Source organism: Caballeronia glathei (assembly GCF_000698595.1).
Taxonomy (GTDB): Bacteria; Pseudomonadota; Gammaproteobacteria; order Burkholderiales; family Burkholderiaceae; genus Caballeronia; species Caballeronia glathei.
Genome location: NZ_JFHC01000002.1, coordinates 162502 through 175004 on the forward strand (window position 1 = coordinate 162502; position 12503 = coordinate 175004).

Sequence of the window (12503 nt, forward strand, 5' to 3'; positions counted from 1 at the left end):
GACCACCAGACAGACCGGCCCGACCCGGCGCCCGACGCCAAAGGCGCCCGAAACCATAATAGAACCGGCCGGCCGTTCGCCATCCATCGATACATACCGCCATGCCCGAACTCCAATGGACAGTTCCGATTGCTCGCTGGTCCGCGTCGACCGGCGGCGCGGTCACGCCGGCGGATCTCGGGTTCATCGAGCCGATGCTGCGCCGGCGGCTGAGTTCACTCTCCAAAACGGCGCTGAAGGTGGCGCACGACTGCGCCGCGCCGTATCCGCACGCACGCGTGGTATTCGCGTCACGCCACGGCGAGCTGCGCCGCACGACCGACATCCTCGACGCGATGAGCGCGCGCGAACCGGTGTCGCCGACCGCGTTCAGCCTCTCCGTGCTCAATGCGATGACGGGCGTGTTCGGCATCGCCCGCGGCGACCGCTCGGCGGCGACGGCGGTGTCCTCGGGCGAGGAAACGCTCGGCTACGCACTCCTCGAAGGCTACACGCAGTATGTGGACGATCCGGCGTCGCCGGTGCTCGTCGTCTATGCGGACGAGCCGGTCGGCGCGACCTACGGCGAGATCGAGCGCGACGTGCCGGGCGGCGCGCTCGCGCTGCTCATCGACGACACGTCGCCCGCGCGGCTCGAATGTGTGGTGAGCGGCGCGCCGCAGCCAAAGGACGAAGCGCTCTTTGCAAGCCAGAGCGAAGCGCTTCAGCACGCGCTCGAAACGAAGCAGTCCGCCGGCTGGCAGTCGGCGGGCGCCGACGCGAGCCGCTGGCAATGGCGGTGGCACGATGGGGCGGCCTGAAGTGAGGGCATCGTTCTTCGCGCGGCTCGGCCACGGCTGGCGCTTCGTCGCGACCGGCCTGAGCTTCCTGCTGTTCGGCATCTGCGGGACGGCCTTCTCGCTCGTGCTGTTTCCGCTCGCGCTGATCTGGCCGCATCGCGCGTCGCGGCAGCGCGCCGTCACGACCGTGATTCATCTCTTTTTCCGCGCGTTCGTCGGCATGCTGCAGGCGATCGGCGTGATGAAGCTCGAAGTGCGCGGCGACCTGCGGCGCGCGGCGTCGCAAGGCGCGATCGTGGTCGCGAATCACCCGACCTACCTCGACGTGATGGTGCTGCTCTCGCTCCTGCCCTCGGCGTGCTGCGTCGTGAAGCACGCGCACTGGCGCAATCCGTGCTTCTACGGCATCGTGCGCGCGGCGAACTACGTGAGCAACGCCGATCCGGTCGTCCTCGTCGAAGAGGGCGCGCGGCAGTTGCGGGCGGGCTATTCGATGATCGTGTTCCCGGAAGGCACGCGCAGCCCCGCGGGCGACGCGCTGCATCCGTTCTCGCGCGGCTTCGCGCACATCGCGCTGTCGGAGCGCGCGAGCGAGCGCGGCGGCCACGACGACCAGCCCGCCGACACGCCGATCGTTCCCGTGCTGATCGACTGCGACCCGCCCGTGTTCACCAAGGCGCTGCGCTGGTACCACGTTCCGCCCCGGCCGTTCAGGCTGCGCGTGGCGGTGCTCGGTGCCGTCTGCGCGCGCCAGTGGACGACGCCCGCCGAGCCGCCCGCGCTTGCCGCGCGCTCGCTCGCGAAGGGCCTGCAAACCCACATCACCCAACACCTGTTCGAGTATGGATTCTTTAAAACTGGAAATTAAGACGCTGTTGATCGAGGCGCTCGACCTCGAAGACATGACGCCCGCCGATATCGACGACGACGCGCCGCTCTTCGACACCGACGGCATCGGCCTCGATTCGATCGACGCGCTCGAGATCGGTATCGTGCTGCGCAAGCACTATCAATTGACGATCGCCGCGAACGATGCCCGCACGCGCGAGCATTTCCGCTCGATCAGCACATTGGCGGCGCTGGTGGCAAGCCAGCGTGAAGCCGCAGCGTGCACCGACGCTGCAAAACAGGGGGAGTGACCATGAACGAAGACGAAATCCTCGCGCGCATCCGCGACATATTCCAGGACAATTTCGGCATCGAGCCGTCGAAGGTGACACCCGAGGCGCATCTCTACGAGGACCTCGATCTCGACAGCATCGATGCAGTCGATCTCGCGATCAAGCTGCAGGAAATGACCGGCCGGCGCATCAAGCCGGAAGAGTTCAAGACCGTGCGCACCGTCGGCGACGTGATCGGCGCCGTCGAATCGCTGCTGGCCGCGTAATTGCCGTCCGATACCGATCTCAGCCGGCGCATCGACACCGTGCGGCGCGCAAACGCGCAGGCGATCGCGTCGCAGCGGCGCGCGCCTTCGGTGCCCGGCGTGCTGCTGCAGGGCGCGCTCAAGCTCGCTTATCCCGTCGTGATCCTGTGCGCATGGCGCCTCGGCGAGCCGCGCTATATCGGCGTCGCGCTCTTCGCGCTGCTGTGGCTTCAGCGCTGGCTCGGCGCGGGCGATATCGCGAGCGCGCTGCGGCGGCTCTCCACGCTCGACTGGTGCATCGCGGGCGGGCTGAGCGCCGCGTCGGCGGCGATCGCGCTCACCAACAGCGAGACGCTCCTGCGCTGCTATCCGGCGCTCGTCAATGCGGGGCTGCTCGCCGCGTTCGGCGCGACGCTCGCGCACCCGCCTTCGATGATCGAAAAGTTCGCACGCGCGCACGAGCCCGACCTTCCGCCGCGCGCGATCGCCTATACGCGGCGCGTGACGCAGGTCTGGTGCGCGTTCTTCGTGCTGAACGGCGCGTTCTCCGCCTACACGGCCCACGCGTTTTCGCGCGATGCGTGGGCGCTCTACAACGGCGTGATCGCCTATGCGCTGATCGGCGTGCTCTTCGCCGGCGAGATCGCGTGGCGCCACGCGTTCGTCAAGCCGCGCCGCGGCGGGGTCGGTCACGCATGATCGCGCTGCACGAACTCTTCGGCGTTGCGTCCGTGCGGCCGGTATGCCGCGACGGCGCCCAGGCGATCCGCTTCGATGCGTTTCGGGCGCGCGTGACGGCGCTCGCGTCGCGCTTCGCGGCGATGCGCGAGCGGCGCTACGCGCTCTGCATCGACGACCCGTACGATTTCGCCTGCGCGCTTTTCGCGCTGTTCGCGGCAGGCAAGGAGCCGGTGATCCCGGCCAACGCGACGGCGGGCCATCTCGCGGATCTGTCGGAGGCGTTCGACGTCGTGCTGCGCGACGCCGACCTCGGCACGGATCGCGAGCAGCGCCCCGCGCCTGCGCTCACGATCGACGCCCATGCGCCGCTCACGCTCTACACGTCCGGCACGAGCGGTGCGCCGAAGCCGATCCGCAAGACGCTCGCGCAGCTCGACGCCGAGGTGCGCACGCTCGAAGCCGAATGGGGCGAGCGCCTCGGCGGCGCGACGATACTCGCGAGCGTGCCGCATCACCATATCTACGGCCTCTTGTTTCGCGTGTTCTGGCCGCTCGCGGCGGGCCGGCCGTTCGATCGCGCGACGTGCGCGGAGCCCGCGCAACTGCGCGCGCGCATCGATGCGTGCGGCGCCTGTGCGGTCGTGTCGAGCCCCGCGCATCTCGCGCGCTGGCCGCTCATCGACGGTTTCGCGCATCTCGCGCCGCTGTGCTTCTTTTCGTCGGGCGGGCCGCTTGCACGCGACGTCGCGCTCCGTTATGCCGACGCGTTCGGCGCCGCGCCGGTCGAAGTGTTCGGCAGCACGGAAACCGGCGGGATCGCGTGGCGGCGTCAGAGCGAGACCGATGCGTGGACGCCCTTGCACGGCGTGCAGACGCGCCTTCACGACACCGGTGCGCTCGCCGTGCGCTCGCCGCATCTCGGCCACGACCGCTGGCATCTCACCGACGACGCCGCACGCTTCGACGGCGAAGGGCGCTTCCGGCTTCTTGGGCGGCTCGACCGCGTGCTGAAGCTCGACGGCAAGCGTGTCTCGCTCACCGAGCTCGAAGCGCGGCTCGCGCAGCATCCGTACGTGCGGCTCGCGGCGGTGGTCGGTCTCGAAGGCAAGGAGAGAGGCAAGGGCGAGGGCGGGGGCGCGCGTGAGCGGCTCGGCGCGGTGATCGTGCTGTCGGACGAGGGCGCGGCCGCGTGGAGCGAGACCGGGCGCAACGGCATCGCGCGGACCTTGCGGCGCCATCTTGCCGATTACATCGATGTCGCGCTCCTGCCGCGCCACTGGCGTTTTCGCGCGGCGCTGCCCTTCGACGCGCGCGGCAAGCTGCCGGCCTCGGCGCTCGCCGCCGAGTTCGCCGCACGCGAGCACGGTCCTGAAGTCCTCGCGGAAGTGCGCACCGGCGAGACGATCGCGTTCGACCTGCGCGTGCCCGCAACCCTGTCGCACTTCGCGGGTCATTTCCCCGGCTTGCCGATCCTGCCTGGCGTCGTGCAGATCGACTGGGCGATTCGTCTCGCCGAGCGCCACGCGCCGCGCGTTCGCCATGTCACGGGCATCGAGCGCCTGAAGTTTCTCGCGCCGGTCTCGCCAGGTGCGTCGCTGCGGCTCACGCTCGATCACAGCGCGGCGAATGCGCGCGTGCGGTTCCAGTACCGGATGGACGCGCGCGAGTGCGCGTCCGGCGTGATCGTCTATCGGGGCGATGAAGCATGAGTCTTTGCGCCTGCATCGTCATTCCGATCTACAACCACGACGAAGCGATCGCGGGAACGCTCGCGCGCCTCGTGCCGCACGGGCTGCCGGTGATCGTCGTCGATGACGGCAGCAACGACGCGACGCAGCGCGCGCTCGCCGCGCTGCGCGAACGGTACGCGCCGCAGGTCACGGTGCTGCGCCTGCCGGAAAATGGCGGCAAGGGCGCGGCGGTGATGGCGGGGCTGCGCGCCGCGCGCGCCGCCGGTTATTCGCATGCGCTGCAGATCGACGCCGACGGCCAGCACGACGCCGCCGACGTGCCGCGTTTTCTCGCGGCGGCGAACGAGCATCCCGGCGCCCTGATCCTCGGACGTCCGGTGTACGACGAGAGCGTGCCGAAGTCGCGTCTCTACGGGCGCTACGTTACGCACGTGTGGGTGTGGATCGAAACGCTGTCGCTCGAGATTCGCGATTCGATGTGCGGCTTTCGCCTGTATCCGCTCGACGCGGCGTGCGCGCTGATCGACAGCGTCCGGCTCGGCACGCGCATGGACTTCGACATCGAGATTCTCGTGCGCCTCTTCTGGCGCGGCATGCGCTTCGAAAGCATTCCGACGCGCGTCACCTACGCGGCGGACGGCGTGTCGCACTTCGACGTGCTGCGGGACAACGTGCGCATCAGCGCGACCCATGCGCGGCTCGTGTTCGGCATGCTGTGGCGCGCGCCGCTGCTGCTCGGGCGCCGCGTGCTGCCGCGCCGCGCGCAGAAACGCGACGAAAAGGACAAAGGCAGGGACAACGGCAAGGACAGCGGCGATGCGGCGCGCTGGTGGCGCATCGGCGAACGCGGCAGCAGCCTCGGCATCGGCCTGCTCGCGCTGTGCTGCCGCGTCTTCGGCGTCGGCTTCACGTCGCTGTGGCTGCATCCGGTCGTCGCGTATTTCGTGCTGACGGGCGGGCCTGCGAGGGCGGCGTCGCATCGCTACTTCGCGCAACTGGCCGAAGTTTCGCCGCCGGGCGCGACACCCAGGCCCGGCTGGACGACGGCCTATCGTCACATGCTCGCCTTCGCGCGATCGGGCCTCGACAAGCTCGCCGCATGGACGGGCCGCGTGCCGCCGGACGCCGTCTCGTTCGACGACACGAGCGCCTTCGACGAACTCGTCGCGAGCGGCAAGGGCGCGCTCGTGATCGGCGCGCATCTGGGCAACCTGGAGATGACGCGGGCGCTCGCCGCGCGCGGCAACTTCGCGCGCGTGACGGCGATCGTCTACACCGGGCACGCGCACCGCTTCAACAGCATGCTCGCGCATGCGAACGAGTCGTTCCGGCTGGGCATGCTGGAAATCGGCGACGTCGGCCCGGAGACCGCGCTCCTGATGCAGGAGCGCATCGACGCGGGCGAACTGCTGGTGATGGTCGGCGACCGCGTGCCTGCCAACGAATCGGGCCGTACCGTCGACGCCCGCTTTCTCGGCGCCGACGCGCCGTTTGCGCAGGGGCCGTACGTCCTCGCGCATCTGCTCGGCTGCCCGGTCTACCTGTTCTTCTGCATCAGGGAAGCGGGGCGCTACCGGCTCCACTTCGAGCGCTTTGCCGAGCGCATCGAACTGCCGCGCGGCGAGCGCGCGGGGCGCATCGCGCGCCATGCGCAGCAATACGCCGCGCGGCTCGAACACTACTGCCGCAAGGCGCCTTATCAATGGTTCAATTTCTACGACTTCTGGCACCGGCCGGCGGTTGCCTCATCGAATGCAAAGACACTACGCCATGGCCGAACATGATCTGAAGCCCGCGACGGTCACGGTCGGCGGCAGGCGCCTCGCGATCGAGGACATCGTCGCGATCGCAACCGCCCGGCGGCGCGTGACACTCTGTGGCGACCCTTCGTGGCGCGCGCGCATCCAGCGCGGCGCGGATCTGCTGCGCGAACGCCTCGCCTCGGGCGCGACCGTCTACGGCGTGACGACGGGCTATGGCGACGCGTGCGTCGTCGACGTGCCGATGGAACTCGTCGAGGCACTGCCGCTTCAGCTCACGCGCTATCACGGCTGCGGCATGGGCGCGTATCTGAGCGACGAGGAGACGCTCGCCGTCATCGCCGCGCGGCTCACGTCGCTTGCGTACGGCGTGTCGGGCGTGCGGCCCGTCCTGCTCGAACGGCTCGCCGATCTCATCAACCACCGCGTGCTGCCGCGCATTCCGTCGGAAGGGTCGGTCGGCGCGAGCGGCGACCTGACGCCGCTGTCGTATGTCGCCGCGGCGCTCGTCGGCGAGCGCGAGGTGTCGTTCGACGGCGCGCTGTGCGATGCCCGCGACGCATGGACCACGCTCGGCCAGGCGCCGCTCTCGCTCGCGCCGAAGGAAGGGCTCGCGCTGATGAACGGCACGGCCGTGATGACGGGCCTCGCGTGCCTCGCGTTCGCGCGTGCCGAGCATCTGACGCGGCTCGCCTGCCGGCTCACGGCGCTTGCGACCGTCGCGCTCGACGGCCGCGCCGCGCACTTCGACCCGTTCATCTTCGACGCGAAGCCGCACGCGGGCCAGTCCGAAGCGGCCGCGTTCATTCGCGCCGATCTGGCGGGCCGCCCCGACACCCCCGGGCACCGCCTGCAGGACCGCTATTCGATTCGCTGCGCCCCGCACGTGATCGGCGTGGCGCGCGACGCGCTCTCGTGGATCCGGCGCGACGTGGAGAACGAGCTCAACAGCGCGAACGACAATCCGCTCATCGACCCCGACAGCGGCGACGTCTATCACGGCGGCAACTTCTACGGCGGGCACATCGCGTTCGCAATGGACGCGCTCAAGACGGCCGTCGCGAATCTCGCGGACCTGATGGACCGCCAGTTCGCGCTCATCGTCGACGACAAGTTCAGCAACGGCCTGCCGCGCAACCTGTCGGGCGCGAGCCGCGAGCGCGCGCCGATCAATCACGGGTTCAAGGCCGTGCAGATCTCGTCGTCGGCGTGGACCGCGGAGGCGCTCAAGCTCACGATGCCCGCGAGCGTGTTCTCGCGCTCCACCGAAGCGCACAACCAGGACAAGGTGAGCATGGGCACGATCGCCGCGCGCGACTGCCTGCGCGTGCTCACGCTGACCGAGCAGGTCGCCGCCGCGCATACGCTCGCGACCGTACAGGCGGTGCGCCTGCGTCTCGCCCTGAACCCCGCCACGCGCATCCCGGCGCCGCTGCGCACGTTCATCGACTCGGTGAGCGAAGCGTCGCCGTTCGTCGACGAAGACCGGCCGCTCGAAGCCGACCTGCGCGCCCTCCTTGCGCGCATCTCCGGCCGCGCACTGATGAAGGGAGGACGCGCCCATGACTGAAGCACGCACGCTGCGCGCATCGGTGGCCTTCGAGGTGCCGTTTCACGACGTCGACGCGATGAGCGTCTGCTGGCACGGCAACTACCTCAAGTATTTCGAGTTCGGCCGCGCGGCGCTCCTGCGCGCGTTCGACTACGACTATCGCGAGATGAAGGCGTCGGGCTATCTGTGGCCGATCGTCGATTGCCACCTGAAGTTCATCCGTCCCGCGGTCTACGGGCAGCGGCTCGAAGTGCGCGCGACGCTCGTCGAGTACGAGAACCGCCTGAAGATCGCGTACGAGATCGTGGATGTCGGGAGCGCCACGGTGCTGACGAAAGGCCACACGATCCAGGTCGCGGTTCACGAGGCGACAGAGGAGTTGCAGTTCGTGTCGCCGCCCGTCGTGTTCGACAAGCTCGAAAAGGCATGGTCGCGATGAACCGCACGCGCCGCGCCCTCATGGCGCTGACCCTTTTCGCCGCGCTGCCGGCGGGCGCGTTCGCCCAGGGCGAACCGGCGCTCGTGAACCAGATCGCCGCGCGGCTTGCGCGGCCGCTCGCCGTGCGCGCCCGCTTCACGCAGACGCAGACGCTTGCCGCGATGAAGGCGCCGCTCGTGAGCCACGGCTCGCTCGTGTTCGCGCGCGATCAGGGTGTGATCTGGCGCATCGACGATCCGTATCGCGCGACCTACGTGATCAGCGACGCGGGCGTGGTCGAAGTGAACGCCGGCGGGCAGCGCGTGCAGCGCGGCACGCGCTCGCCCGCGGGCGTCGGGCAGGTGTCGAAGATGATGCGCTCGATGCTGGCGGGCGATCTCTCCTCGCTCTATTCGCAGTTCGACGTGAAGGCGAGCGGCACGCCCGAGCACTGGACGATGCAGCTGACGCCCAATCAGCCGCAGATCGCGCAGGCACTCAAGGGCCTGACGCTCGAAGGCGGCGCGTATCTCACGAACCTGCAACTGAGCACCGCGAGCGGCGACGTGACGCGCATGGAGTTCACCGGCAGCACGACGCTCGACGGCCTGCCGGCCGCCGAGCGCGCGCTCTTCGGAGCGCACTGATGCTGTACGAAGCACGCGTCAGCGTCCGATCGACGTGGGCCGTTCGCCTCGCGTGGCTTCTGCTTGCGCTCGCCGCGGGCGCCTACTGCGCGATGCGCTTTGCCGGGCCGTCGCCGCTTCAGACCAATCTGCTCGCGCTCTTGCCGCCGACCGAAGCCGATCCCGTCGCCGAGCGCGCCGTCGATTCGCTCGCCTCCGCGATGGGCGACCGCACGGTGTTCCTCGTCACGGGCAACGACCCGGAGAAGACCAGGGCCGCGGCGCGCGCGTTCGGCACATCGCTTGCGCAAAGCGGCGCGTTGCGCAACGTGCTCGCGGAGCTGCCGCCGTTCGACCTCTCGCAGATCGCGCGGCTCTATGCGCCGCACCGCTTCGGCCTCTTGAGCGCCGACGACGGCGCGTCGCTCGCAAGCGGCGCCGATCTTTCCGACGCGCTCGCACGGCGCCTCTACGCGCCGATGCGCGGCGGCCTCGCGACCAGGCTTGCCGACGACCCCTTCGGCTGGCTCGAACATTTCCTCGCCACGCTGCCGCTCTCGGCGGGCAATCTCGATCTCGAAGACAACATGCTCGTCATGCATCGCGGCGCATCGACGAGCGTGCTCGTCAACGCGACGCTGCCCGCATCGGCCTACGAGTCCGCGACGCAGCATGCCGTGCGCGACGCGGTGACGCGCGCCGAGGGCGAGTTGCGTCGCAGCTACCCGGGCGTGACGCTCGCGCGCACCGGCGCCGTTTTTTACGCGGACGTCGCGCGCCGGTCGGCCGAGCGCGAGGTGCATGTGATCGGCGCGGTCTCGGCCGTCGGCATTGCGCTGCTGATGCTCTGGGTCTTCCGCTCGCCGCGCCTGATCGTGCTCGGCTTCGCGTCTACGGCGATCGGCATCGTCTGCGCGCTCGCCGCGACGCTCCTCGTCTTCGGCAAGCTGCATCTGCTGACGCTCGTGTTCGGCGCGAGCCTGATCGGCGAAGCCGTCGACTATTCGATTCAGTACTTCGTGGTGTATCTCTCGGCGGGGCGCCGCTGGCACGCACGGCGCGGCGCGCGCGCCGTGCGTCCCGCGCTGACGGTCGCGCTCGCCACCAGCCTCTTCGGCTACGCGATCCTCGCGGGCGTGCCGTTTCCGGCGCTCAGGCAGATCGCGTGCTTCGCGATCGTCGGCATCGGGGCGGCGTTCGCGTCGGTGCTGTGGCTGCTGCCCGCGCTGCTCGTCGAACCGGCGAAGCGCGCACCCGCGCGGCTCTTCCAGCGTGCCGGGCGCCTCCTCGCGCGCTGGAGCGCCGCGTTGCGCGGGCGCCGCGCGATGATCGTGGCGGTGCTCGTCGTCGCGGTGTCGGTGCCCGGCTGGCTGCGCGCGACGAGCGACGACGACGTCCATCTGCTGATCCAGCGCGATGCATCCCTCGTCTCGCAGGAAGACGCGATCCGGCAGGCGACGGGCTTCGACGGCGGCTCGCAGTTCTTCGTCGTGAAGGGCGCGAACGACGAGGCGGTGCTCGAGCGCACCGAAGCGCTCGTCGCGCGGCTCGATGCATTCGTCGCGGACGGGCGGTTGAAGGGCGCGCAGGCGGTGACGTCGTTCGTGCCGTCCGCGCGCACGCAGGCGGAGAACCGCGCGCTGCTCGACAGGCACGTGTTCGCGGACCCCGATGCCTTGCGCGCGCTGATGTCGAAGGCGGGCTTTCGCGATGAAGTCGCAGGCGCCTACTTCGCGGCGCACGCGCGCGACACGCGGCCGCTCACGATCGACGACTGGCTGCGCGCGCCGATCTCGCAGCCGTACCGGCATCTGTGGCTCGGCAACGTGCAGCCGGGCGTGAGCGCTGCGGTCGTGCTGCCCACGGGCGCAGCCGAGCGCGCATTGCCCGCGCTCGCGTCGCTCGCCGCGACGCTGCCGGGCGTAACATTCGTCGACAAGGCGGGGAGCGTGTCGAAGCTCTTCGGCGCCTATCGCTTCGATGCGAGCCTCTGGCTCGCGGGCGCGCTCGTCGTCGTGTTCGCGTCGCTCGCGTGGCAGTACGGCCTGCGCGGCGCGGTGGCGACGGCGGCGCCCGTCGCGCTTGCGGTCGGCGCGGCGCTCGCGGGTTTCGGCTATGCGAACGTGCCGCTGAATCTTTTCAACTGGCTCGCGCTGATGCTCGTGCTCGGCGTCGGCTCGAACTATGCGGTGTTCCTGCGCGAAGGCTGCGCGCGCGAAGGCGCGCAGCTCGGCGCGGTCTGGACCGGCGTGCTGCTTTCCGCCGCGACGACGCTGCTGTCGTTCGGCATGCTCGCGTTGAGCTCGATGCCGGCGCTCGCGAGCTTCGGCGCGACGCTCGCGGCCGGCATCGCGGTCGCGGTCGTGCTCGCGCCGATGGGCCTGAACGCAACGCGCCGGCCGCTCGACGCTTCACCCGAGGAGACGCGATGAAAGGCCCCCGTGTCTACCTGCATGCGCTCGGCATGCTCAATGCGCTGGGTCACGACACCGGCGAGATCGCGCGCGCACTCGACGCGGTGCACGCGCCCGGCATGGGCGTGGCGCGTGTCGGCAACGGCGAGCCCGCGTTCGTCGGGCGGGTGAGCGCGCCGCTCGACCGCGCGCCGCCGCCCGCGCTCGCGCGCTACGACTGCCGCAACAACCGGCTGCTGCTGCTCGCGCTCGAACAGATCCGCGCCCACATCGAAGCGGCGCGCGAGCGCTATGGCGCCGCGCGCATCGGCGTGGTGCTCGGGACGAGCACGTCGGGCATCGAGGCGGCGGAAACCGCGTTGCTGCATCGCTCGCGCTCCGGGACCCTGCCGCCGGAATTCAACTACCGGCAGATGGAGATCGGCACGGTCGCGCAGTTCGCCGCGCGTGCGCTCGATCTTCACGGCCCCGCGTTCACCGTGTCGACGGCGTGCACGTCGAGTGCGAAGGCGGTGATCTCGGCGCAACGGCTCTTGCGGGCGAATCTCTGCGACGCGGTGATTGCGGGCGGCGTGGACACGCTGTGCGAGCTCACCGTGCAGGGCTTCGCGTCGCTCGAATCGACGAGCCTCGTGCGCAGCAATCCGATGAGCGTGAACCGCTGCGGCATCAACGTGGGCGAGGGCGCCGCCGTATTCCTGATGAGCCGTGACGAAGCGCAGGTTTCGCTCGCGGGCGCGGGCGAATCGAGCGACGCGCATCACGTGTCCGCGCCGGACCCGCAGGGCGCAGGCGCCGAGGCGGCGCTGCGCGCGGCGCTCGCCGACGCGGGCCTTGGCGCGCAGTCCATCGACTATGTGAACCTGCACGCGACCGCGACGCCGAAGAACGACGCGATGGAAGCGCAGGTGATGGCGCGGGTCTTTGCGCACGGCGTCGCGACGAGCGGCACGAAGCCGTACACCGGGCATCTGCTCGGCGCGGCGGGCGCGACCGAACTCGGCTTCGCGTGGCTCGCGCTCGACGAATCGAATGCGCGGCCGCGCATCGACCTGCCGCGCCATCTGTGGGACGGAAAAGCCGATCCCGCGCTGCCGCGTCTCGATCTCGTCGAGGACAAGCGGCGCCTTGCCGGCCCATCGCATGTGATGAGCAATTCGTTCGCGTTCGGCGGCAGCAACGCGAGCCTGATTCTTGCCGGATAACTCGCCCGATA

At 70.0% G+C, this 12503-nt stretch carries 12 protein-coding genes; all 12 read left to right on the top strand.

Annotated features, from left to right (window positions below; all coding sequences use genetic code 11):
* Window positions 1-101: 101 nt before the first annotated feature.
* The 12 genes from BG61_RS02565 to BG61_RS02620 all read left to right on the top strand — a co-directional run bounded on the left by BG61_RS02565 (window position 102) and on the right by BG61_RS02620 (window position 12492).
* The gene (locus BG61_RS02565) at window positions 102-800 is read left to right on the top strand and encodes a beta-ketoacyl synthase chain length factor (protein WP_035926201.1); all 699 of its coding nucleotides are present in this window, start codon (window positions 102-104) and stop codon (window positions 798-800) included.
* Complete coding sequence (locus tag BG61_RS02570; protein WP_035926199.1) at window positions 787-1647, top strand: lysophospholipid acyltransferase family protein; 861 nt, start codon at window positions 787-789, stop codon at window positions 1645-1647. The genes BG61_RS02565 and BG61_RS02570 overlap by 14 nt, the downstream gene beginning before the upstream one ends.
* On the top strand, window positions 1622-1918 hold the full coding sequence (locus BG61_RS02575; protein ID WP_035926197.1) for a phosphopantetheine-binding protein: 297 nt from the start codon (window positions 1622-1624) through the stop codon (window positions 1916-1918). Before BG61_RS02570 ends, BG61_RS02575 begins: the two co-directional genes overlap by 26 nt.
* 2 nt (window positions 1919-1920) lie before the next feature.
* Complete coding sequence (locus BG61_RS02580) at window positions 1921-2166, top strand: acyl carrier protein (protein WP_035926194.1); 246 nt, start codon at window positions 1921-1923, stop codon at window positions 2164-2166.
* A 63-nt stretch (window positions 2167-2229) separates the two neighbouring features.
* The gene (locus BG61_RS02585) at window positions 2230-2844 is read left to right on the top strand and encodes a COG4648 family protein (RefSeq protein ID WP_232255984.1); all 615 of its coding nucleotides are present in this window, start codon (window positions 2230-2232) and stop codon (window positions 2842-2844) included.
* Entirely contained in the window at window positions 2841-4535 is a 1695-nt protein-coding gene (locus BG61_RS02590) for an ApeI family dehydratase (protein WP_035926190.1), read from the top strand. The genes BG61_RS02585 and BG61_RS02590 overlap by 4 nt, the downstream gene beginning before the upstream one ends.
* On the top strand, window positions 4532-6301 hold the full coding sequence (locus BG61_RS02595) for a glycosyltransferase family 2 protein (protein WP_035926187.1): 1770 nt from the start codon (window positions 4532-4534) through the stop codon (window positions 6299-6301). The genes BG61_RS02590 and BG61_RS02595 overlap by 4 nt, the downstream gene beginning before the upstream one ends.
* Window positions 6288-7847, top strand: coding sequence for an HAL/PAL/TAL family ammonia-lyase (locus BG61_RS02600; RefSeq protein WP_051672220.1), 1560 nt, complete (start codon window positions 6288-6290; stop codon window positions 7845-7847). Before BG61_RS02595 ends, BG61_RS02600 begins: the two co-directional genes overlap by 14 nt.
* On the top strand, window positions 7840-8268 hold the full coding sequence (locus tag BG61_RS02605) for an acyl-CoA thioesterase (protein WP_035926182.1): 429 nt from the start codon (window positions 7840-7842) through the stop codon (window positions 8266-8268). The genes BG61_RS02600 and BG61_RS02605 overlap by 8 nt, the downstream gene beginning before the upstream one ends.
* Window positions 8256-8894: a LolA family protein gene (locus tag BG61_RS02610; RefSeq protein WP_035926179.1), complete on the top strand. Its 639-nt coding sequence runs from the start codon at window positions 8256-8258 to the stop codon at window positions 8892-8894. The genes BG61_RS02605 and BG61_RS02610 overlap by 13 nt, the downstream gene beginning before the upstream one ends.
* Complete coding sequence (locus BG61_RS02615) at window positions 8894-11305, top strand: MMPL family transporter (protein ID WP_035926175.1); 2412 nt, start codon at window positions 8894-8896, stop codon at window positions 11303-11305. The genes BG61_RS02610 and BG61_RS02615 overlap by 1 nt, the downstream gene beginning before the upstream one ends.
* Window positions 11302-12492 (top strand): beta-ketoacyl-ACP synthase, encoded by a 1191-nt coding sequence (locus BG61_RS02620; protein ID WP_035926172.1) that lies wholly within the window; start codon window positions 11302-11304, stop codon window positions 12490-12492. Before BG61_RS02615 ends, BG61_RS02620 begins: the two co-directional genes overlap by 4 nt.
* Window positions 12493-12503: the final 11 nt, after the last annotated feature.

Coding starts and splice junctions, on each gene's coding strand:
- BG61_RS02565 (WP_035926201.1), top strand. CDS start 102: ATGCCCGAACTCCAATGGACAGTTCCGATTGCTCGCTGGTCCGCGTCG.
- BG61_RS02570 (WP_035926199.1), top strand. CDS start 787: ATGGGGCGGCCTGAAGTGAGGGCATCGTTCTTCGCGCGGCTCGGCCAC.
- BG61_RS02575 (WP_035926197.1), top strand. CDS start 1,622: ATGGATTCTTTAAAACTGGAAATTAAGACGCTGTTGATCGAGGCGCTC.
- BG61_RS02580 (WP_035926194.1), top strand. CDS start 1,921: ATGAACGAAGACGAAATCCTCGCGCGCATCCGCGACATATTCCAGGAC.
- BG61_RS02590 (WP_035926190.1), top strand. CDS start 2,841: ATGATCGCGCTGCACGAACTCTTCGGCGTTGCGTCCGTGCGGCCGGTA.
- BG61_RS02595 (WP_035926187.1), top strand. CDS start 4,532: ATGAGTCTTTGCGCCTGCATCGTCATTCCGATCTACAACCACGACGAA.
- BG61_RS02600 (WP_051672220.1), top strand. CDS start 6,288: ATGGCCGAACATGATCTGAAGCCCGCGACGGTCACGGTCGGCGGCAGG.
- BG61_RS02605 (WP_035926182.1), top strand. CDS start 7,840: ATGACTGAAGCACGCACGCTGCGCGCATCGGTGGCCTTCGAGGTGCCG.
- BG61_RS02610 (WP_035926179.1), top strand. CDS start 8,256: ATGGTCGCGATGAACCGCACGCGCCGCGCCCTCATGGCGCTGACCCTT.
- BG61_RS02615 (WP_035926175.1), top strand. CDS start 8,894: ATGCTGTACGAAGCACGCGTCAGCGTCCGATCGACGTGGGCCGTTCGC.
- BG61_RS02620 (WP_035926172.1), top strand. CDS start 11,302: ATGAAAGGCCCCCGTGTCTACCTGCATGCGCTCGGCATGCTCAATGCG.